Source organism: Paenibacillus sp. FSL W8-1187, assembly GCF_037965485.1.
Lineage (GTDB): Bacteria > Bacillota > Bacilli > Paenibacillales > Paenibacillaceae > Paenibacillus_O > Paenibacillus_O pasadenensis.
Window position 1 is genome coordinate 5152110 of sequence record NZ_CP150181.1, and the last position, 21389, is coordinate 5173498.

Here is a 21389-nt window from a genome sequence, read left to right on the forward strand (position 1 = left end):
AAGGCGTGGAGGGCAATTGGCCTTCCCCGCCATACGAATAGGTTTCTTGAAATTAGCTGAAGAACGCGAGGAAGCCGATAACGACGCCGATGATCGGCACGACCTCGACGATACCTACGCCGATGAACATCGTCGTTTGCAGCTTGCTTGCTGCTTCCGGCTGGCGGGAGATGCCTTCTACCGTTTTGCTGACGATCAGACCGTTACCTACGCCTGCGCCTACTGCGCCCAGACCAACTGCGATAGCTGCTGCCAATACTTCCATTGTTTAAAATCCTCCTCTGAATTGGGTAGTGAGTGGAATATGTCTAACACCGAACGAGCGGGCGAATTGCCTCGCGTCCAGCACGAACTGCTGCGGATCTAGTGCGCGCCGTCATCGTCATGGATGGCGGCTTGCGAGATGTACACCATGGTGAGGATCGTGAACAGGAACGCCTGGATGGCGCCTACGAATATACTGAAGCCCTGCCATGCAATCATGAACGGCGTACCGATAACGCCAAGCATGAGGATGGTGGAGATCAGCACCTCGCCCGCGAAGATGTTGGCGAACAGACGAAGAGCCAGCGTGACCGGCTTCGCGATCGTCTCGATGATGTTCAGCGGGAAGAAAATCGGGTAAGGCTTGAAGTAATGCTGGAAATAATGTTTGGTGTTTTGCTTCATGCCCAGGAAATGGACCAGCAGGAACACGATCAGCGCAAGCCCGGAAGTGACGGACAAGTCTGCTGTCGGAGATTTCCACCAAGCGAGTTCGGCATGTCCATGCGCGATGTCGTCGGCCGTGATGCCGAGCATCGGCTCATGGACGTACGTCACGATGCCAAATGGAAGACCGAGCAGGTTCGAGATGAAAATGAACAGGATAAGCGTCAAGCCAAGGCCGAGGAAGGGCCGAACCCGATTGAGCGGCATCGTGCTTGCGATCGTCGAATGGACAAAATCCACGGCCCATTCCATGAAGTTCTGTGTTTTGGACGGATTGGCAACCGACAGCTTGCGCGTGAGCAGCCTAGCCAACACAAACGTCAGGATGGCCGAGATCGTAATCGCAATGATGGCCGATAAATCGAAGTCGATTCCATTCCAAGTGTAAATCGGAAATTTGTGCATACCTTAATGTTTCACCCCTTTCCACTGCGTGGTCGGCCAAGCTTGAAGAAAGCGCATACCAGTATGACAAAAGGCACCGCAAAACATGAAGCCAGTGTAGCGGGGAGACTGATGTCTTCGGGATAGCGGTAGGCGATCATGACGGCGAGCAGCACCATCGCGAGCCTGCCGGCCATGCCCGTTCCGGCACGGCGGGGTTTGTCCCCTTGAGCCATGACACCGATCCAATCCACGCGCCTGCGCAGGAGAAAGGCGTTGAACGATCCTGCTGCGATGCCAAGCATGCATCCGGCCGCCGCCGCGCGCCAATCGGGAACGATGCCCCAGATCAGCAGACTGATGGCGAAGAGCAGCACGACGACGGACCTGGTCATCTTGAGCACTTCATTCATTGCTGTCCTCCAAAACCTTTCTTACAATGAAGACGACCGAAACGATGCCTGCCGCAAGCCCCGTCAAAACCCCCGCGATGATCCATCCCGGAGTTCCTCCGAACCTTGCTCCAAGCCAGTAGCCGATCAGCGTGCAGATCGCCACGTCGATTCCGAGAGCGCCGACAAGCGCAAGCGCCTTCAGCGGGTCCTCTCCCTTGCCCTTTTTGGTCATGAGTGTCCCCCATCAACCTTCATCATTTTATCCAAGCCGCCGAAGGTTTGTCAATTTTGATAATAGCAAACTTTCCGTGAACTTGGGATAAAAAACGTTGATTTGACGGGATTTGGCGAACTTCCAAACCATACAGTAGAACTGTATGCTAGGCTGTTGTTGGACTTGACCGCCGCCTCGCAAAAACTATGAACGTTGTGTGAACGCATCGGGCCGCTCGCCCCTGCCAAAATGATGCAGGATCGCGCGCACGATCCGCTCCGACGCCGCCCCGTCTCCGTACGGATTGGCGGCCTGGCTCATGCGCTCGTACGTTCCCCTGTCGGTCAGCAGCGCTCTCGTCCGATCGTAGACGCGGCTCTCGTCCGTGCCGACCAGCTCCAGCGTGCCGGCCTCGATCCCTTCGGGACGCTCCGTCGTATCGCGCAGCACGAGCGTCGGCACGCCGAAGCTCGGCGCCTCCTCCTGCATGCCGCCGGAATCCGTGAGGATCATGTACGCGTGAGGATAGAAATTATGGAATTCAAATACGTCAAGCGGCTCGATCAGGCGGATGCGCTCATGATCGCCGAGAATTTCCTGCGCGGGCTCGCGCACGGCCGGATTCGGATGCACGGCGTAGACGATCGCGATGTCGTCGAACTCGTCAGCGATGCGCTTCACCGCCCGGAAGATGCTGCGATGCGGCTCTCCAAGCGACTCGCGGCGATGCGCGGTCATGAGGATCAGACGCTTGCCGGCCGCCCATTCCAGCATCGGATGGGTAAAGGCAGGGTCGACCGTATACTGGAAGACGTCCGTCGCCGTGTTGCCCGTGACGTAGATCGACGCCTCGGACTTGTTCTCCTTGCGGAGATTGCCTGCGGACCACTCCGTCGGCGCGAAATGCACGTCCGACAGCACGCCGGCCAGCTGACGGTTCATCTCCTCCGGATACGGAGACATCTTGTTCCAGGTGCGAAGCCCCGCTTCGACATGGCCGACCTGGATCTGCTGCAGGAACGACGCATAGCTGGCCAGGAACGTCGTCTGCGTATCGCCGTGGACCAGCACGATATCCGGCTGCGACTCGCGCAGCACCGGCTCGAGTCCTTCGAGCACGCGGACTGTCGTCTCCGTCAGCGTCTGGCGGTCCTTCATCACGTTGAGGTCGTAGTCGGGCTCGATGCGGAACAGCTCCAGCACCTGGTCAAGCATCTGGCGATGCTGCGCGGTGACGCATACGATCGACTCGATCTGCTCGGGATGCTTCTGAAGCTCCAGCACGAGCGGCGCCATCTTGACGGCCTCGGGACGCGTCCCGAATATGGTCATCACTTTCAGCTTGTCCAACTTATACCTCTCCCATCAGAAAATTATTTCGTGCCGAACATCCGGTCTCCGGCATCTCCGAGCCCCGGGATGATGTAGCCCAGCTCATTGAGCCTCTCGTCGACGGCGGCGGCGTAGATGTCCACGTCGGGATGAGCCTCCTGGACGGCGCGCACGCCTTCCGGCGAGGCGATCAGCACCATCAGCTTGATCTGCGTGCAGCCGCGCTTCTTGAGCGAGCCGATCGCCGCGTTGGCCGAGCCCCCCGTAGCGAGCATCGGGTCGACGACGATGAGCAGCCGTTCCGTGGCGTCGGTCGGAAGGTTCATATAATATTCGGTCGGCTGGAGCGTCTCATGGTCGCGCGACAATCCGATATGCCCCACCTTGGCGGCAGGAATCAGCTTGAGGATGCCGTCGACCATGCCGAGGCCTGCGCGCAGGATCGGCACGATGCCGAGCATGCGGCCGGACAGCACCTTGGACTGGGCCGTCGCGACCGGCGTCTCGACCGTGATCGTATCGAGCGGCATGTCCCTCGTAATCTCGTACGCCATCAATGTGGCGACCTCGTCGACAAGCTCTCGGAAGTCTTTTGTCTTGGTGTCCTTGTCGCGGATGAACGTCAGCTTGTGCTGAATGAGTGGATGGTCACAGACGACCAGATTGCTCATGGGGGTTGCCCTCCTGGTATTCGCTTGAATTTGCTTGTCCCCGGCGTCCCGGGGCATAATCCCAACTATTATAGCATTCCCAGCAGGGCGGCGCATCAAGCATCGTCACGAACCGGCAAAAAGGAGCGGGGCCGTCCGCATGCCGAAGCAGCCCCTCCTCCCTCCCGCTGGATCGGGAAGGAAAAGGGGCTTGCGGCGGAGCGGATCCGCTTTAGTATTGGATGCTCGGATAGAGCGGGAAGCGCGCGGTCAGATCGCGCACGAGGCCGCGCGCTTTGTCCAGCGCCGCCTCGTCCTGCGGGCTGCGCAGCGTCAGGTCGATGACCTCGGCGATCGTGCGCATGGCGTCGGCGTCCATGCCGCGCGTCGTCGCCGCCGGCGTGCCGATGCGGATGCCGCTCGTGACGAACGGGCTCGTCGGATCGAACGGAATGGCGTTTTTGTTGACGGTGATGCCGACGGAGTCGAGCACATGCTCGGCTTCCTTGCCGGTGATGTTCAAGCCGCGCGTATCAAGCAGCATGAGATGGTTGTCCGTGCCGCCGGACACGATGTTGTGGCCGCGGGCGATCAGCTCCTCGGACAGCACCTTGGCGTTGGAGATGACGTTCTGCGCGTACGTCTTGAACTCCGGCTGCAGCGCCTCGCCGAGAGCGACGGCCTTGGCCGCGATGATGTGCATGAGCGGTCCGCCCTGGGAGCCCGGGAAGACGGCCTTGTCGATCGCCGCCGCCCATGCCTTGGTCGTCAGGATGAGGCCGCCGCGCGGTCCGCGCAGCGTCTTGTGCGTCGTCGTCGTGACGAAGTGCGCGTGCGGCACCGGGCTCGGATGCAGGCCCGCCGCCACGAGGCCGGCGATGTGGGCCATGTCGACGAAGAACAGCGCGCCGACGTCCTTGGCGATCTGGCCGATCTTCTCGAAGTCGATGATGCGCGGGTAGGCGCTGGCGCCGGCGACGATCATGCGCGGACGATGCTTGAAGGCGGCCTTGCGCAGGTCGTCGTAGTTGATCGTGAAGCTGTCTTCCTGGACGCCGTAGGCGACGAAGTTGTAGTAGAGGCCGGAGGCGTTGACCGGGCTGCCGTGGGTCAGATGGCCGCCGTGGGCGAGGTTCATGCCGAGCACGGTGTCGCCAGGCTTGAGGGCGGCAAGGTAGACGGCCATGTTGGCCTGCGCGCCGGAGTGCGGCTGCACGTTGGCATGCTCCGCGCCGAACAGCTCCTTCGCGCGATCGCGCGCGATGTCCTCGACGATGTCGACATGCTCGCAGCCGCCGTAGTAGCGCTTGCCCGGGTAGCCTTCGGCGTACTTGTTGGTGAGCACGGTGCCCATCGCCTCGAGCACCGCCTCGCTGACGATGTTCTCGGATGCGATCAGCTCGATGTTGTCGCGCTGGCGCTTCAGCTCCAGTCCCATTGCCTTGAGCACTTCAGGGTCTTGCTTGCGGAGTTGGTCCATGATCGATAAGTCCTCCCTATGGTAAATGATGATTGCTTCCCTCTAGTCGCAGCTGCCCGTCTCCGTCCCGGCGTCCGGCGGCAGCTCGTAGACCGCGCGCGGGCCGCCGATGAGCCTCGGCCGCGCGTACGCCATCGTCACGCGAGCCTCGCCGATCGTCCGTACGGAAGGACGGACCGGCACGGCGACGCGCTTCAGATGCATCCCGATCAGCGTCTCGCCGATGTCGATGCCCGCCTGCGCCTGCACCGATTCGACCAGGCAGGCATCCGCCAGCCGGCGGAACGCGTGGGCGGCCATCGAGCCGCCCGCGCCGGGCACCGGCACGGCGTTCACCGGCTCCAGGCCGAACCGCTCGGCGGCGGACCGTTCCACCACGAGCGCCCGATTGAGATGCTCGCAGCACTGGAACGCCGGCACGAAGCCGAGATTGGCTCGAGCTCTCTCCATGCCCGCGAAAATGGCCCGGGCCGCCTCGCCGCTGCCGGAGGTGCCGATGCGGCGGCCGAGCACCTCGCTCGTGCTGACGCCGAAAACGAGCAGCTGTCCCGGCAGCAGCCGGCCGCCGGCCGCCAGCTCGCGGATCAGCGTCTCGACGCCGGAGGCGATCGCCTCCGGCGATGCTGCATTCCTGTCCATGATGCTATCCCTCCTGACCGTGGATGCCGTTCGTGTCCTATTATACCGAAACGGGCTCCCTTTAGACGAGAGGTCTGAAAAAACGAAAAGAGAGCTCTGCGCGCGAAAAAATCGCGCACACGCTCTCTGCCCAGGCGACCGGCCGTATGTTCCGATGCTCCATCGTGGTTGGACCCACTTCGTCGCCAGTCACATCGGAAACCGTTGTTGCTTGCCCTCATCATAGCCTATCGGAAAGCGGACTGTCAATGCTCGCGAGCGGCCGCGAAGCGGCCTTTCGGAGCTCCGGACGGAGCCGGCGACGCGAGGCTCCGCGAGCAGCCGGCAGCGGCTCGGGCGGGCTCGTTCCAAGCCCGCTCGCGGGACAGCCGGGGGAAGCTTCGAGCCGGGAGAGGGCCGCCCAGGCTCAGTCCCGCCGCTCCTCGCTCAGCCGGCGCAGGACGGCGCGCACGGCCTGCCGGATTTCCGCCGCGCAGGCCTCGTACTCCTCCAGCGGGCCGCCGAACGGATCGGCGATGTCGCCGCGGACCGTCCGCTCCAGCTCCGCGATGCGCCGCTCCAGCTCCGGCTCCGGCGGCCTGCCGAGCGAGCGCTCCAGCTCGCGCTCCCCATACAGCCGGTCCAGCTCCGCCAAACGATCGCCGGCGGCGTACTCCAGCAGCGTATGCAGCTTGTCCGCCGCTTGCGGGAAGGCTTGCAGCAGCGTCCGGCGATGCGAGCCGGTCATCGCGAGGATGAGGTCTGCCCAGCGGACCAGCTCTCCGCTCACCGGGGAAGACGAGCCTTCGTGCTGGATGCCGGCACGGCGCAGCGCCTCCCGCGCATGGCGCGACACCGACATGCCCGCGGAGGCCGCCACGCCGGCTGAGCGCACCTCGAGCTCGATGCCTGTGCCTGCGGCTTCGGCGCGAAGCAGCGCTTCGGCCATCGGCGAGCGGCAGGTATTGCCTGTGCACACGAACAAGATGCGAACCGGTTTCATCGGATTCACCCCTCCTTTTGCCCCGGCCCCCCCCTAGAGCAGGAAGAGAATGCCGAAGGTCATTAAGATGGCGCCGCCCGCAGCCTCTCCATAGCTGCCGAGGCTGCGGCCGATGCGCCGACCGGCCAGCAGGCCGAGCACGGACATCAGTCCGCCGGCGAGGCCGAACAGCAATATCGTCAGCAGCGCGTCGGCGGCGAACATGCCGAGCGAGATGCCGACGGAGAACGAATCCACGCTCACGCTGAGCGCGAACAGCAGCAGGCCGCCCGTCGTGCGGTGGTCGGCGAAGGAGGGACCGAGCTCCTCCCCGCCGCGCAGCGATACGAACAGCATATGCCCCCCCAGCAGAAGGAGCAGCAGCCCGGCGACCAGCGTCGCGACATGGCCGAGCAGCAGGCTCATGTATTGTCCCGCCGCGATGCCGACGAGCGGCATGAGGACGTGGAACAGTCCGATGACCGCGCTCAGCTTGAGGATGTCCAGCAGGCGGATGCCCCGCATGCCGATGCCGACTCCGAGCGAGAACGCGTCCATTCCGAGCGCGAGCGCCATGATCAGGAGCGTGAGCAGCTGTCCTTCGTGCAGAGTAGCTTCCAACATGGTCTCGATCTCCCCTTGTCCGATGGCTTGTTCTATCCAGCCTATGCGGACAAGGGAACGGAATATGATTGGCTTGGCCTGCGTTCGCGTAGAGGCGGTGGCGCAGGGGCGGTGGCGTAGGGGCGTGTTGCTGAGGAGTTACGCCGCTATGTAGACGAGTGCCGGAGGACTTACGCAAACGCCGCTATGTAGACGTGTGCCGGAGGACTTACGCAAACGCCGCTCCGCGGACGGATCCTCTTTCCGATTCCGCTGAAGCCCAGGTTCCTTTGATCTTCCTTTCCAATATGGAAGGAACCCGGCCTTCAAGGGAACCGCTGGCGCTTCTCCAAGAGGATTCCGTCCCCTCCGCTCCTGCTCGCCTTCCGCTGGCTGCGCGACGTCAGTCGATATGCTCGACCCTGCCACCCTCAGCCCTTCTCCGCCTCCGGCTGGCTGCGGGACGTCAGTCGATATGCTCGACTCTGCCCCCCGCAGCCTTTCTTCGCCTCCGGCTGGCTGCGGGACGTCAGTCGATGTGCTCGACCCTGCCCCCCGCAGCCCTTCTCCGCCTCCGGCTGGCTGCGGGACGTCAGTCGATATGCTCGACCCTGCCCCCCGCAGCCTTTCTTCGCCTCCGGCTGGCTGCGGGACGTCAGTCGATATGCTCGACTCTGCCCCCCGCAGCCTTAGATAATCGATTCATCAGCGCGAGGCCGATGCCGTCCGTCGGGCAGCCCTCTGCCCAGATGACCTCCGCGCCTCGCTCGTCGAACTCGCGCAGCACGGCGTACAGCGACTGCGCCGCCGTCTCCGGCGCCGCCAGCGAGCCGCAGGCGAGCACGATGTCGGCCCGATAGGCCGCCGCCGTCTCCTCGTAAGCGAGGATGCCGACGCGCCGCCCCCGGCCGCGAGCCTCGTCGGCCGCAGCCTGGACGGCCGCGCGCACCCGCTCGCGATCGCCGGCGATCAGCCGCATCTCGCCGCGCGGAGCGTAGTGCGCGTACTTCATGCCGGGCGAACGCGGGGCGGCGGCAGGCGCGGCCGCTGCGGAGGCCGGAGCGGTCGGCGGCGCCTCGGCAAGCTTTGCGGCAGCATCCCTGGCAAGCGCGCCTTCTCCAGAAGCGCCGCCAGGGCTTGAGCCCATCCCTTCCTCAAACGCTTGCGCCGGATCGGCGTGCCCGCCCGCGCCGTCCGCCTCCAGCAGCACCTTGAAGCCCGCGGCCCGCAGCTGCTCCGGCGTCACTCCGCCCGGCCGCAAGATGCGGACCGAGTCCGGACCGGCGCATTCGACGACGGTCGACTCCAAGCCGACGCCCGTCGGCCCGCCGTCCACGATGCCGGCGATGCGGCCGCCGAGGTCTTCCTGCACATGCTGCGCGGCCGTCGGGCTCGGACGCCCCGAGCGGTTCGCGCTCGGGGCCGCTACCGGACAGCCGGCCGCGCGGATGAGCCGCAGCGCCACCTCATGGTCCGGCATGCGCACGGCGACCGTATCCAGCCCTGCGGTCACGCGCGGAGATACGGCGCCGGGCACGGCGCGCAGGACGAGCGTGAGCGGTCCCGGCCAAAACCGCTCCGCCAGCCGGCGCTCCGCCTCGCCGAGCGGCCGGACGAGCCCGCGCAGCTGCTCCATCCCGGCGATATGCACGATGAGCGGATTGTCGGACGGACGCCCCTTGGCCCGGAACACCTGCTCGACCGCCTCGGTGCTGCGCGCGTCGGCTCCCAGCCCGTATACCGTCTCGGTCGGAAAGGCGACCGTCTCCCCGGCAGCCAGCAGCGCGGCCGCCTCGTTCAGCTCGGCCTCCGTCAGCGCCCCGCCCTCCGCAGAGGGCCAGCGCTTCGTCGGCCGGTTCGTTTCGTGAAGCTTGTCAGACATGCGATCATCCCATCCATCCGCTGCATTTTGCATGGTACCAGTATACCCTTCATCGCCGGCTCCGTCCAAGCTCGCCCCTGCAGCGGCGAGGGCCGCGGCAAGCGAAAACCAAGGCAGCGCTTCGCGATCCGCAGCGGAAAAACGACGATCGGCCGACGCTGCGCTCGGAACCGGAACCGAAAAGGCCGGACTCCGCGACCGCGGCGCCCGACCTCATTTTCCTTTAGGCGAACAAGCCGCGCAGGAAGGCGAACAGAGACTCCAGCAGCTCCCATACGAAAAACTTCGCTTGCGGAGCCTCGCCCGGCTCCGCCGGGGCCGCTGCCGTCGTCTTGGCTCCATCCTGTACGGATGCGCTCGCCTGCACGGCACCGCCCTTGGCGGCGGCCGCTTCCGCCTTCGGCACGGCCTCGCCGGAGTCCGAGTCGACAAAGCAGAGCGGCGGGAACAGCACGCACCACCAGTTCTGACCGTCGCCTGCGCCGAGCGTAATCCGCAGCGCTTCATAGTCCCCGGCGGGATACACCTTTTCCCCGTAGATCTTGGTCGGGAATTCCGCAAGGCCGAGCTCGGCCTTGAAGCCATAGTCGAAGCCGCGCGCCTGCAGCTTGCGGGCTACGACCGCTTCGATGTCGCCCATGCGGGCCTGGAGCGCCGCGCGGGCTTGCTCGATCGTCTGCGGGCCGGCGGCCCAGCCGTTCATCTCGGCGACGACCGCGTCGCGGACAGCGCGCTTGACGGCCTGGTCGACCGCCGAATCCGAATTCGCGAGGATGCGGAGGCGGATCGCCTCGTTCGGAATTCCGCCCGGCGCGATCGCCGCGTTTTCCCGCACGGACTCCCAGCTCATGAGCAGCACGGCCAGGCTGACGAGCAGGTACAGGTGAGAGAGGCGGAACGGGAAGCGGTACGCATGCGGCGCAGCGGCATAAGGGCGGCGGACGGAAGAATAGGAAGAAGTGCGGGATACGGAAGAATAGGAAAGGGATGATCCAAGCATGACACAAGCTCCTCTCGGGCACCCGTCGGCACCGCCGCTTGCGTTCCGGAACGCTTTCTACCTTCAGTATGTCCGCCCGCGATTCTTTTAAACTAGCAGATTGAAAAAGAGATTCGAGTCCGGCCCGGCTCCCAGGCTAGCGGGTGCGCGCCGCCACGACATGGCGCTCGATGCCGCCGTAGTCGGTCACGATCCGGATGTCGTCCCACCAGCCGAACGCCTCCAGCAGGCCGGCGACTTGCCGGGACTGGCCGATGCCGAGCTCGAAGGCGACGATGCGCGGAAGAGACGCCATGCCGCGCAGCTGCTCCGCCATCCGGCGGTACGGGTCCAGCCCGTCCGCTCCGCCGTCCAGCGCGAGGCGCGGCTCGTAGTCCCGCACCTCCGGCTGCAGCCCGGCCAGGTCCGCAGCCGGAATATAGGGCGGATTGGACACGAGGATGTCGACCGCCAGCCCCTCGAACGGCGAGCCGCTGCCCGGGAGGACAGGGGCGAGCAGATCGCCTTCCGCGAAGCCTCGCGCCGGAGCTCCGAGCCTCTCTGCATTGGCGCGGGCGACAGCCAGCGCCGCCGCCGACAGGTCGGAGGCGTACACCTGCCAGCCCGGACGCTCGGACGCCAGCGTCAGCGCGATCGCGCCGCTGCCGGTACCGACGTCCAGCGCGATCGGCCCGGCGGGCGGCACGGCGCGGGCCGCGCCATGAGCGGCGCTCCCCGCCTCGCCGCCAGTCCCGGCCGCAGCGCCGTTTTGCCCCGAAGCCGGCGGATGCTCCGCCGCACGGGCAGAGCCCTTCGCCTCCGGCCACAGCCGGTCGGCCGCCTGCAGCACCGCCTCGACGAGCAGCTCCGTCTCCGGCCGCGGGATGAGCACGGCCGACGACACGGCGAACGCCCGCCCGTAGAACCACTGCTCGCCGGCGATATACTGCGCCGGCTCCCCTCGGCCCTTGCGCCGGATCGCGTCGGTCCACGCCGCTTCCCGGTCCGCCGGGAAAGGCTCGCGCGCCCCGAGCATCAGCTCGGTCCGGCTGCGGCCGAGCACATGCTGCAGCAGCAGCGAGACATTGTCCTCCGGCTCGTCCACGCCGCGCTCCGCCAAATAGCCCGCCGCATGGCGCTTCGCCTCGGCGATCGTCGCTGCCGCAGGCAGCCGGTATTCCCTGGCTGACTCCATCTCCTCCCGAAGCGCAGCGCCCTCCGCTGCGTCCTTCAGCTCCCGATGCTCCATGCCCGCCGCCCCTTTCCGTTTCCCTTGTCCTTTAGAATTCGACTCCGGCTCCGTTCCGCCCGAACGCTCGAGCGAGGAGTCCTGATCGCAAAAAAGCCCCTCCCGGACGGGAGAAGCTTTTTGCTTCGCTTGCGCGCCTGCTCGGATCATCGCCGCCGGCCTGCGCCGTCAGATGCTCCGGGCGGCTTCGATCAGGCGAGGTTTTCCTTCTCCAGCAGCTCCGCCTGCTCCGCCACCGACAGCGAGTTGATGATCTCCGTCATGTCGCCGTTCATCACGGAGTCGAGGCGATGCAACGTCAGGCCGATGCGATGGTCCGTCACCCGGCTCTGCGGGAAGTTGTACGTGCGGATGCGCTCGCTGCGGTCGCCCGTGCCGACCTTGCTCTTGCGCTCGCCGGCGATCTTCGCCTCTTCTTCCTGGCGATGGATGTCGTAGATGCGGGCGCGCAGCACCTGCAGCGCCTTGGCCTTGTTCTCGTTCTGCGACTTGCCGTCCTGGCAGGTCGCCACGATGCCGGTCGGCACATGCGTCACACGCACGGCCGACTTGGTCGTGTTGACGGACTGGCCGCCCGCGCCGCTCGAGCAGAACGTGTCGACGCGGATGTCCTTGTCGAGAATCTCGACCTCGACCTCCTCGACCTCCGGCATGACCGCCACCGTCGATGTCGACGTATGGATGCGCCCCCCGGACTCCGTTACCGGAATGCGCTGCACGCGATGCGCGCCGCTCTCGAACTTGAGCTTGCTGTAGGCGCCCTTGCCGGAAATCTTGAAGATGACTTCCTTGAAGCCGCCGAGATCGCTCTCGCTCGCGTCCATCAGCTCGACGCGCCAGCCCTGGGATTCCGAGAAGCGGGTGTACATGCGGTACAGATCCGACGCGAACAGCGCCGCCTCGTCGCCGCCGGCCGCGCCGCGGATCTCGACGATGACGTTTTTGTCGTCGTTGGGATCCTTGGGCAGCAGCAGGACGCGCACTTCCTCGGCAAGCTGCTCGAGGCGCGCGCCGAGCTCCTCGAGCTCCATCTTGACCATCTCGCGCATCTCGTCGTCGAGCTTCTCCGCCTGCATCGCCTTGGCGTCCTCGTACTGGGCATGCACTTGCTTGTATTCCGTATAGGCGTCGTATGCGCCCTGCAGATCCGACTGCTCCTTGGAAAGATCGCGCAGCCGCTTAGGATCGCTGGATACATCCGGATCGCACAGCAGCTCGCTCAGCTTGTCGTATCGGTCGGCCAGCGCTTGTAATCGGTCCAACACCAGACTTCACCTCTGTATGGGATTGCGTATCGTAGGTTCTTGGATAAATGCCTTGCCCTTCATTATACCATATATGACGGGAGAACATAAACGGTCATGCGAAAAGCCCCGCGGGAGCCGGGGCTCCAGCGAGGCCGAGTCTCGTCCGGCGCCCGGCCGTCCTAGACGTTGAAGCGGAAGTGCATGACGTCGCCGTCCTGCACGACATACTCCTTGCCCTCGAGGCGCAGCTGGCCGCGCTCGCGGGCGACGTTCATGGAGCCTGCGGCGACCAGGTCGTCGTAGGCGACGACCTCGGCGCGGATGAAGCCGCGCTCGAAGTCGGTGTGGATGACGCCGGCCGCCTGCGGCGCCTTCATGCCCTTGCGGATCGTCCAGGCGCGCACTTCCTGCACGCCGGCCGTGAAGTACGTGTACAGGCCGAGCAGCTTGTACGCGCTGCGGATGAGGCGGTTCAAGCCCGACTCCTGCATGCCGAGCTCCTCGAGGAACATCGCCTTGTCCTCGCCCTCGAGCTCGGCGATCTCCGCCTCGACCTTGGCGCTGATCGGCACGACCTCGGCGTTCTCGGCCGCGGCGAACTCGCGCACGAGCTTGACGTACGGGTTGCCCTCGGCGTCCGCCACCTCTTCCTCGCTCACGTTGGCCGCGTACAGCACCGGCTTCATCGTCAGCAGATGCAGGTCGCGCACGAGCACGCGCTCCTCCTCGGTCAGCTCGACGCTGCGCGCCGCGCGGTCCTCGTAAAGCGCCGCCTTGAGGCGCTCGAGCACCTCGACCTCCTGGGCGTACTGCTTGTTGCCGCCCTTCATGTTCTTGCGCGAGCGGTCGATGCGGCGGTCGACGGAGTCGATGTCCGCGAGGATCAGCTCGAGGTTGATCGTCTGGATGTCGCCCAGCGGATCGACCTTGCCGGAGACATGGGTGATGTTCTCGTCCTGGAAGCAGCGCACGACGTGGACGATCGCGTCCACCTCGCGGATATGCGCGAGGAACTTGTTGCCCAGTCCCTCGCCCTTGCTCGCGCCGGCCACGAGGCCCGCGATGTCGACGAACTCGAAGGCGGTCGGCACGGTCTGCTTGGGCACGACCAGCTCGGTCAATTTATCGAGACGCTCGTCGGGCACTTCCACGACGCCGACGTTGGGGTCGATCGTACAAAACGGATAGTTGGCGGACTCGGCTCCCGCCTGGGTGATTGCATTGAAAAGCGTCGACTTCCCGACGTTCGGGAGACCGACGATGCCGCATGAGAGCGCCAATGGGAACAACTCCTTCACATTCTCTGAATCATCTAGGTGCCATTATACATGACGCGGGCGCAATGATAAAGGAAAGCGCTCAGCCGAGCCGCCTCCCGGCCCGGCCGCCGGGGCCGTCTGCCGGCTGCGCCGCGAGGATGCCGTCCAGCCGGAACGTGCGCGGGAGACGCTTCTCCCGGTCGAAGCCGTAGACGTAGTCGGCCTCCACCCGCGCCAGCCTCACGAGGCGGCGCGTCAGCCGTCCGTCCGCGTCGGCATAGATCAATTCCACGTCGCGTCCGATCCATTTGCGCAGATTCATTGCGGGCCGCTCCCTTCGCGATCAAAAAAGAACATACATTCGTATATTGATTATATACCCGAATGTACGTTCTTATGCAAAGGGAATTTCTGGCGGCCTCGCCTGGCCTTACGGCTGCTCCTGCAGCCCTTCCAGCTCCTCCAGTCCATCCTCGCCGAGAGCGTCCAGCAGTCCTTGGTCGGCCGGCATCACCTCGGGCGCGTCTTTGGCTTCATCCGGCACGACGACCGGCTCGGCCTCGTTCCAGCCGCTGTAGCCGAGCGTGAACGTCTGGCTCAGCCGGGAAGGGTTGCCCGGATCGTACTCGATCGAGACGTCGGCCGTCGCTTCCAGCCGGGTCAGCCGTCCCGTCGCCTCGTCGAAGCGGAGGCGGTAATCGAGCGCGTTCACTTGGATGGAATCCCGCACGCGCGCCTCCATGTCGTCGAGTCCCATCGTGCTGCGCAGCAGGTCGCGCACGAGCGCCTCGGCCGCCTCGTCGCTGCCGCTGCCCGCGTAGACGAGCACCTGCTCGCCGTTCTCGAGTCCGCTGCGGAACGCGGCGGCATGCTCGGCGATCTTCTCGATCTCCTTGGCCGGGGCGATCTGGAAATCGGACAGCGTCGCCTTGATCTTGGGCACCTCGTCCGCCAGCATGCGGCTCCACGCTTCGTTGGAATAATCGTACATATAATAGCCGCTGTCGGTCAGGTAGGAATCGAGCGTCGACGACTCGCCCATGTAGTCGTTCACCGTCTTCTGCATGAGGGCGAGCGGCTGCACGATGATGCGCCCCTCGTTGGTCATCGACATGGACGTCGTCTGGCCGTCCGTCTCCATGTCCTGCTTGAGCTCCATGGACAGCTCGAGGCTCTTCGTGTCCGCCATCGTCTCTGCGGCGCGGCCGAGCACCTGCTCGGCGCTCGGCGCGCCTTCCTCGGCGGGCGCCGAGGCGGCTTGCTTCGGCGTGGCCGGCTGCGGCGTGGCCGCTCCGTCTCCGCCTGCGTTCGAGCAGCCTGCCGCGAGCAGCAGGGCGAGCAGCCCGGCGGCGAGCGCGGTCCGGCGCAGCGGACCCGCCTCTGGGCGAGCGGCCGACGCGGTATGTGGTTGTTCCTTGCGGAATGGAATCGGGGTCGGATTCATGCTGCACTCTCCTTTCCTGATGAAGCCTGCTCCAAGCCTGTCCGGCAACGGGCCGTGCGGCCGCGCCTGCATCTTCGCCCTCCCGCCGAACCATACTACCGGCAGGGGAGGTGAACAGCGATGGAGAACAAGACTCATCAAGGTAACTATAAAGGAACGGCCTCCATGCATGCAAAGAACCAAAGTATGGAATTCGTCAACGATGTCGTGGAGGATGTCAAGTCCGTGACCAACTTCACCGGCAAGAAAAAGAAGAAGACGGACTGAGGATTCCCCCGTCCGTCCGCCTCGGCGCAAGCGATGAAACAGCGGCGGCTCCAGACCGGAGAGCCGCTGTTTTTCTATGCATTCCATATTTAGGATGGATCATCTATGATGGAGTTGAAAACGATAGAAAAGGGGTCTTGATATGAAAAAGCTCCATCGGCCGGCGGTCGTGATCATCCTGCTCCTCTCCCTGTTGTCCCTGCCGTTGTCCGCTTCCGCTCACTCCGGGAGAACCGACAGCAGCGGAGGGCACAACTGCTCCGAGAAATCGATCCGAAAGGGCTTGTGCACCGGCTATCACTATCATAACGGCGGCGGGTCGTCCAGCAGTTCGTCCAGCGAGTCCACATCCTCTTCGACCGCGGCATCCTCCAAAAAGTCCACGACGGTCCGGAGCGTAATCGCGAATGAAGCCAAGCCTCAGGCTCATTGCACGAAAGTAAGCGATGTGCTGACCGGAAGCTCGTCGCAGTATCGGTACTATGAACGGATTTGGGACTGCCGGAAATCGACGGACAGCGGCGCCAAATATGAAGAGACCTCCCTTTCGCTTTATGTAGACGAAAAACTCGCCGCCCTGGACAAAGGCATCGTCAGCCTCCAGCAGACGAATTATATTTCGCTGAGGGACTTCTCCCGCCTCTTCGGGTTCAGCCTCGACGTCGCCAAGACCAAAGTGTCTGTCGTCAAGCAGAAGAAGACCGCGTTCGAGATTGAAGCGCAAACGCGGAAAATCAACGGAAGCGCGGGGTTCTCCGGATTCAAGGCCATTCAAATCGAAGGGGCTTATTACGTTCCCCTGCGTTACGCAGCCGGCATGGCCGGGGCATCCATTGTTTCCGCGGACAGCCGGAGCATCGAGCTTTCCACGAAGCGCTGACCTCCTCGAAGAGCCCTCATTCTTCGCGCATCGAGCCTTCCCTTCGGGAAGGCTTTTTTCACACCCAGGCGTCCTTGCTGTAGCCGCGCTCCTCCCAGTAGCCGGTATGCTCGCCGGAGATGAGCTCGATCCGGCTCAGCCATTTGACCGACTTGTAGGCGTACATGCGCGGCACGACGAGCCGCACGGGGCCGCCGAGCGGGCTCGGGATCGCCTGTCCGTCATGCAGCACGGCGACGAGCACGTCCTCCTCCATCGCCTGCTCCAGCGTCAGCGAGTCGGTGTAGACGCCGTCGCCGGAGTAGAGCTTCACCGTCCGCGCTCCGCTCCGCACGCCCGCCTGCTCCAGCAGCCTCCGCAGCGGGATGCCTTCCCAGGTGTTGGAGTAGACCGACCAGCCCGTCACGCAGTGGAAGTCGCTGACCTGCACGTCGCGCGGCAGCCGCACGAACTGCTCCCATGTCCAGCTCTCCGGCCGGTCGACGAGGCCGTCGATGCGGAACGACCAGTCCGCGTTGGTGAACGTCGGCAGCGGCGTCACGGTATAGACGCGGAAAGTCCCCTTCGCCCCGCCTCCGGGCAAAGGAATCGAGCCCGGCTGCGGCTCCGGCGCCGGCAGCAGCCGATTGCCGTCTTGCCGGGCAAGCTCGCCCGCCGAGCTGCCGCCCATGGAGCCGAGCGCGCGGCCGGCCCATTGCAGGAACGACGGCCCTGCGGCGACGGCCAGTCCCGCGCCGATCGCCGCGCGCAGGAAGGCCCGCCGGGTCAGCAGCGGCGATGGCGCGGCGGCCGGATGCAGCCCGCCGCGGCCGGCCGAGCTGCTCTCGGGCGGCTTCACCGTGCGGCGGGCCGGCTCCTTGAGCCACTTGAGCCGCGTGATGGAATGGTACGCGATGTACGGCAGGCCGATCCAGGTGAGCGCGTCATGGACGAGCAGGGCGGGATTGGCCCAGCCCGGACCGAGCAGGCGATGCGCCCACAGCGCGAGGCCGGATCCGATCCAGCCGGCGAGCAGCGCCAGCACGAGCGCGACGTTGGCCCGCTGCCCCGGCTTGCCGCGCAGCTGCCTCCAGTGCTTCGGCAGCAGCAGGATGTAGCCGGTGATCGGCAGCAGCAGCGCGAGTCCAAGTCCGATATGGGCTCCCTTGAGCCAGACCCGGCCCTCGCCGAGCACGCCCCTCCACCAGCCTCCAAGCAGCATCAAGCCCGACAGCGCGAGCAGCAGCACGAGCCAGCCGTTCCACGAATGGAGCCAGGCGAGCTTCCGCCCATGCCGCCGTCGCCATGCCGCGAGCATCCCCTTTACGCGTCCGCGCATTTTGCTGCACCCCTTTCTTTCGGCAAGCTTCTCTTCCTGATGGACAACGACGGACGGCATGAATCGGATCAGGACGGCCAAAAAGTCCGCCCCTCCTCTCCTTCAGCCAGGAAAAGCGGGGCGGACTTCACGTTCCGGCGATCATGGCGATCCGCCGCTTAAGGATTGATGAACACCGTCTTCAGCTTCGGGCTGTAGACGACCGAGAAGCCGAGTCCCTGGGCGACGGTCGCCAGCGGCACATAGGTCTTGCCTTCGGCGCCGACCTTCTGCATGTAGGCCGGAGAGCTTACCTTGACCGGCGCGCCGTCCACGGTCACCGTCGGCGATCCGATCTTCACGCCGACCGTGCGGGAGCCGTACTTGATGTTGGCGGTCGACGTCTTGGCATCCCATGCCGTCGTCGCGCCGACGGCGTTCACGATGTCCTGGATGGCGACATAGTTGACGCTTTGCTTGAGCACCGGCTTGTACGGCGTGTTCAGCGCCTTGCCGGAGACGTAGATGCTCATCGGCGAGCCGGCTGCCGGAGCGGCAAGCTCCGTATAGGAGCCCCACACCGCGCGGCCGAACTCCCCGGCGATGACGGCGTAGCCCGCCTGCGTCGGATGGAAGTCGCGCGCGGACACCATATGCGTAAGCATGCCTTCGCGGCCGGCGAAGTCGTCCGCGACATGCACCGCCGTCACATTCGCGCCCTTGGCCTTGTAGCCGGCGGCCAGCGCGTCGAGGTTGGCCGTGAACGCGGCCGTCGCCTTGTTCAGCTTGGCGTACAGATCCTTGCCCGCCAGCATCGGCACCGGCTGGTATTGATCCGCGATGTAGAGGCGCAGCGACGGGTTGACCGACAGCAGCGCGTCGATCGAAGCCGAGACGTTGAGGCTGTACTGTCCCAGCAGCTCGGCGACCTTGGCCTCGAGCGCCTCATCCGTCATCGAGGCGGCATCGTTCAGCAGCGAGGAGACGTCGTTGCCGCCGATCGTCACCGCGACCGCGTCGGCGCCGGCCAGCTCGGCCCGGATCTCGGACGCCTTCTGTCCGAACTCGTCCGCGCGATAGTCCGGCAGCCCGCTCTGGATCGCCTCTCCGGCGATCGGCTGGCCTGCGGCCACCGCTTGGGCGAACGCTTTCAGCCCTTCCGACTTCAAGCCGACCAGGCCGTAGTTGGCCAACGAAGCGCGGCCGTGAAGCAGCGACTGCTCGTACAGGCGGTCCGCATAGCCGTACGGCTGCTGCTTCGCATAATCGACGTTCGGCTCGAATCCGGCCGTAATGGAATCTCCCAGCGCCACCAGCTGGAACTCCGCGGCAGCAGCCGGCGGCGCGGCCGACGCCGCGGCGGCTCCGGCGACGCCGGGAGCGGCCAGCAGCAGGGCCGCGAGGCCCAGCTTCGCCGCCCAAGCGGCTTGTCTCTTGCTATTCATCTAGGATCGGCTCCTCTCGTCTACCATCTTCCCTCCTATTCTATCATCGCGGATTTAGAGATGGATAGATTGGATCGTCCTGGAAACGAAAAAAAGCCTCCCTCGCCGTCTCATGCGGCGAAGAAAGCTCTCTGTCCGCCTGTCCCGCTGCAGGGGACGGCCCGGGATCAGCTGCGGATTTTGCGCAGCAGCATCATGATGCCGCCGCCGAGGAACAGGATCGCGATGACATAAAAGACGAGCTTCAGCGTGCCGACGAACAAGTCGAACAGCCCGCCGATGCCGAAGAACAGTCCGACGAGAATGAGCAGAACGGCCAGAAACGGCATGGAGCGATTCCCCCTGTCTGGAGTCGATTTTGGTTGTTGATCGTCTTTAACCGGATCGGCCGTTCATGAAGCTGGAAAAAGATCGGCGAGCGGCCGCGGAGCGGCGTCAGCTTACCTCACACTCCCTTGACAGTCCAGCGGCCGATGAAGTATTCTGGTTCCACAACCGCATAAATGCGCATCCTTTCGTATATCCTGAGCAATGGGGCTCAGGGTCTCTACCGGAAACCGTAAATTTCTAGCTACGAAAAATAGGCCCTCGGCGTATTTTTCGCGGCTATTTTTTTTGACCAAGGAGTGGTAGCTGCTATGTCCCCAACGATCCTAATTCAGAACGCTCAGATCGTGACGATGAACCGCACCGAGGAGATTATGCACGGCGACCTGCTCATCCAGGGCGACCGCATCGCGGCGATCGGTCCGAGCCTCGATCCGTCCCAGGCGGACCGCGTCATCGACGCGAGCGGCCGCGTCGTCATCCCCGGCTTCATCCAGACGCATATCCATCTATGCCAGACGCTGTTCCGCGGCAAAGGCGACGACCTCGAGCTGCTCGACTGGCTGCGCAAGCGCATCTGGCCGCTCGAGGCGGCGCATGACGAGGAATCCATCTACTATTCGGCGATGCTGGGGCTCGGCGAGCTGCTGCAGAGCGGCACGACGACGATCGTCGACATGGAGACGGTCCATCATACGGACTCGGCGTTCCAGGCGATCGCGAAGAGCGGCATCCGCGCCCTCTCCGGCAAGGTGATGATGGACCGCAAGGGCGCTGACATCCCGCTGCCGCTGCAGGAGGAGACGGAAGCGTCGCTGCAGGAGAGCGTCGACCTGCTGGAAAAATGGCATGGCCACGACAACGGCCGCATCCGCTACGCCTTTTCGCCGCGCTTCGTCATCAGCTGCACCGACGAGCTGCTGCGCGAGGTCGCCCGCCTGTCGGACCAGTATCAGGTCAACGTGCATACGCACGCCTCGGAGAACCAGGGCGAGATCGAGCTCGTCGAGCAGATGACCGGCATGCGCAACATCGCCTATCTCGACCACATCGGACTCGCGACGGACCGCCTCATCCTGGCGCACTGCATCTGGCTCGACGACAACGAGAAGCGCATCATCCGCGAGCGCGGCGTGCATGTGAGCCACTGCCCGGGCTCCAACATGAAGCTCGCCTCCGGCTTCGCGGACGTGCCGGAGATGATCGACACGAGCATCAGCGTCAGCCTCGGCGCCGACGGCGCTCCGTGCAACAACAACCTCGACATGTTCAACGAGATGCGCCTCGCCGCCCTCATCCACAAGCCGCGCCACGGCCCGACGGCGATGGACGCGCGCAGCGTGTTCCGCATGGCGACGATCGGCGGCGCGCGCGCCGTCGGCATGGCGGACGAGATCGGCAGCCTCGAGGTCGGCAAAAAGGCCGATCTGGCGATCCTCAACCTGAACCAGTTCCATACGTTTCCTTCGTTCGACGTCGATCCGATCTCGCGCATCGTCTACTCGGCTACCCGGGCCGACGTAGAGACGACGATCGTCGACGGCCGCATCGTCATGGATCGCGGCGTCATGCTTACCGTCGATAAGGACGTCACTCTGCACGAAGCCGACCGCGCGATCAAGCGGCTGCTGAAGCGCAGTCCGATCCAGGCTTAGCGGAACCGAATAACGGAACGACAAGGCCCGCCCCTTCCGGCGGGCCTTTTTGTGCATGCGCGACCGAATATCGCGATACATGAAGTCAA

22 protein-coding genes and 2 riboswitches are annotated in these 21389 nt (G+C 64.7%); of the genes, 2 read left to right on the plus strand and 20 right to left on the minus strand.

Annotated elements, in window-relative coordinates:
* Positions 1–52: 52 nt before the first annotated feature.
* The 17 genes from atpE to NYE40_RS22330 form a co-directional block, all read right to left on the minus strand.
* Positions 53–265 carry a F0F1 ATP synthase subunit C gene (gene atpE / locus NYE40_RS22250; RefSeq protein WP_021880553.1) on the minus strand — a complete coding sequence of 71 codons (213 nt, stop codon included), beginning with the start codon at positions 263–265 and terminating at the stop codon, positions 53–55.
* A 98-nt stretch (positions 266–363) separates the two neighbouring features.
* Positions 364–1116 carry a F0F1 ATP synthase subunit A gene (gene atpB, locus NYE40_RS22255; protein WP_028598965.1) on the minus strand — a complete coding sequence of 251 codons (753 nt, stop codon included), beginning with the start codon at positions 1114–1116 and terminating at the stop codon, positions 364–366.
* A gap of 11 nt (positions 1117–1127) precedes the next feature.
* Positions 1128–1508: an ATP synthase subunit I gene (locus NYE40_RS22260; RefSeq protein WP_028598964.1), complete on the minus strand. Its 381-nt coding sequence runs from the start codon at positions 1506–1508 to the stop codon at positions 1128–1130.
* Positions 1501–1722 carry an AtpZ/AtpI family protein gene (locus NYE40_RS22265; RefSeq protein ID WP_028598963.1) on the minus strand — a complete coding sequence of 74 codons (222 nt, stop codon included), beginning with the start codon at positions 1720–1722 and terminating at the stop codon, positions 1501–1503. Before NYE40_RS22265 ends, NYE40_RS22260 begins: the two co-directional genes overlap by 8 nt.
* A gap of 186 nt (positions 1723–1908) precedes the next feature.
* Positions 1909–3054, minus strand: a complete 1146-nt coding sequence (wecB, locus tag NYE40_RS22270; RefSeq protein ID WP_028598962.1) for a UDP-N-acetylglucosamine 2-epimerase (non-hydrolyzing) — start codon at positions 3052–3054, stop codon at positions 1909–1911.
* A gap of 23 nt (positions 3055–3077) precedes the next feature.
* Entirely contained in the window at positions 3078–3707 is a 630-nt protein-coding gene (gene upp, locus NYE40_RS22275; RefSeq protein WP_028598961.1) for a uracil phosphoribosyltransferase, read from the minus strand.
* Between the two features lie 211 nt (positions 3708–3918).
* Positions 3919–5166, minus strand: coding sequence for a serine hydroxymethyltransferase (gene glyA, locus NYE40_RS22280; RefSeq protein ID WP_028598960.1), 1248 nt, complete (start codon positions 5164–5166; stop codon positions 3919–3921).
* Positions 5167–5208: 42 nt separating this feature from the next.
* The gene (locus NYE40_RS22285) at positions 5209–5805 is read right to left on the minus strand and encodes a TIGR01440 family protein (RefSeq protein WP_153784458.1); all 597 of its coding nucleotides are present in this window, start codon (positions 5803–5805) and stop codon (positions 5209–5211) included.
* Between the two features lie 121 nt (positions 5806–5926).
* Positions 5927–6008, minus strand: a riboswitch (ZMP/ZTP riboswitch).
* A 203-nt stretch (positions 6009–6211) separates the two neighbouring features.
* Positions 6212–6787 carry a low molecular weight protein arginine phosphatase gene (locus tag NYE40_RS22290; RefSeq protein WP_153784459.1) on the minus strand — a complete coding sequence of 192 codons (576 nt, stop codon included), beginning with the start codon at positions 6785–6787 and terminating at the stop codon, positions 6212–6214.
* Between the two features lie 33 nt (positions 6788–6820).
* The gene (locus NYE40_RS22295) at positions 6821–7390 is read right to left on the minus strand and encodes a manganese efflux pump (protein WP_101807616.1); all 570 of its coding nucleotides are present in this window, start codon (positions 7388–7390) and stop codon (positions 6821–6823) included.
* A gap of 634 nt (positions 7391–8024) precedes the next feature.
* A complete protein-coding gene (locus NYE40_RS22300) occupies positions 8025–9251 on the minus strand; it encodes an L-threonylcarbamoyladenylate synthase (protein WP_228551733.1) in 1227 nt (408 codons plus the stop codon).
* Positions 9252–9474: 223 nt separating this feature from the next.
* A complete protein-coding gene (gene spoIIR / locus NYE40_RS22305; protein WP_084137269.1) occupies positions 9475–10251 on the minus strand; it encodes a stage II sporulation protein R in 777 nt (258 codons plus the stop codon).
* A gap of 136 nt (positions 10252–10387) precedes the next feature.
* Positions 10388–11425, minus strand: coding sequence for a HemK/PrmC family methyltransferase (locus tag NYE40_RS22310; protein WP_339280095.1), 1038 nt, complete (start codon positions 11423–11425; stop codon positions 10388–10390).
* A gap of 245 nt (positions 11426–11670) precedes the next feature.
* Complete coding sequence (gene prfA, locus NYE40_RS22315; RefSeq protein WP_028598953.1) at positions 11671–12744, minus strand: peptide chain release factor 1; 1074 nt, start codon at positions 12742–12744, stop codon at positions 11671–11673.
* A 161-nt stretch (positions 12745–12905) separates the two neighbouring features.
* Positions 12906–14006 (minus strand): redox-regulated ATPase YchF, encoded by a 1101-nt coding sequence (ychF, locus tag NYE40_RS22320; protein WP_028598952.1) that lies wholly within the window; start codon positions 14004–14006, stop codon positions 12906–12908.
* A gap of 79 nt (positions 14007–14085) precedes the next feature.
* Positions 14086–14307: a hypothetical protein gene (locus tag NYE40_RS22325; RefSeq protein WP_028598951.1), complete on the minus strand. Its 222-nt coding sequence runs from the start codon at positions 14305–14307 to the stop codon at positions 14086–14088.
* 108 nt (positions 14308–14415) lie between these two features.
* Positions 14416–15429 (minus strand): DUF6612 family protein, encoded by a 1014-nt coding sequence (locus NYE40_RS22330; RefSeq protein ID WP_028598950.1) that lies wholly within the window; start codon positions 15427–15429, stop codon positions 14416–14418.
* Between the two features lie 409 nt (positions 15430–15838).
* Between NYE40_RS22330 and NYE40_RS22335 the strand changes: the two genes are divergently transcribed.
* The gene (locus NYE40_RS22335; protein WP_101807613.1) at positions 15839–16576 is read left to right on the plus strand and encodes a YHYH domain-containing protein; all 738 of its coding nucleotides are present in this window, start codon (positions 15839–15841) and stop codon (positions 16574–16576) included.
* Between the two features lie 58 nt (positions 16577–16634).
* Here the strand turns inward: NYE40_RS22335 and NYE40_RS22340 are convergent, their stop codons facing one another.
* The 3 genes from NYE40_RS22340 to NYE40_RS22350 all read right to left on the minus strand — a co-directional run bounded on the left by NYE40_RS22340 (position 16635) and on the right by NYE40_RS22350 (position 19647).
* Positions 16635–17894 carry a molybdopterin-dependent oxidoreductase gene (locus tag NYE40_RS22340; RefSeq protein ID WP_101807700.1) on the minus strand — a complete coding sequence of 420 codons (1260 nt, stop codon included), beginning with the start codon at positions 17892–17894 and terminating at the stop codon, positions 16635–16637.
* A gap of 158 nt (positions 17895–18052) precedes the next feature.
* Entirely contained in the window at positions 18053–19318 is a 1266-nt protein-coding gene (locus tag NYE40_RS22345) for a stalk domain-containing protein (protein WP_028598948.1), read from the minus strand.
* Positions 19319–19485: 167 nt separating this feature from the next.
* On the minus strand, positions 19486–19647 hold the full coding sequence (locus tag NYE40_RS22350; protein ID WP_339278976.1) for a hypothetical protein: 162 nt from the start codon (positions 19645–19647) through the stop codon (positions 19486–19488).
* A gap of 166 nt (positions 19648–19813) precedes the next feature.
* Positions 19814–19912: riboswitch (purine riboswitch) on the plus strand.
* Positions 19913–19956: 44 nt separating this feature from the next.
* Here NYE40_RS22350 and NYE40_RS22355 point away from each other — a divergent pair.
* Positions 19957–21300 (plus strand): 5'-deoxyadenosine deaminase, encoded by a 1344-nt coding sequence (locus tag NYE40_RS22355; protein WP_043111314.1) that lies wholly within the window; start codon positions 19957–19959, stop codon positions 21298–21300.
* Positions 21301–21389 lie beyond the last annotated feature (89 nt).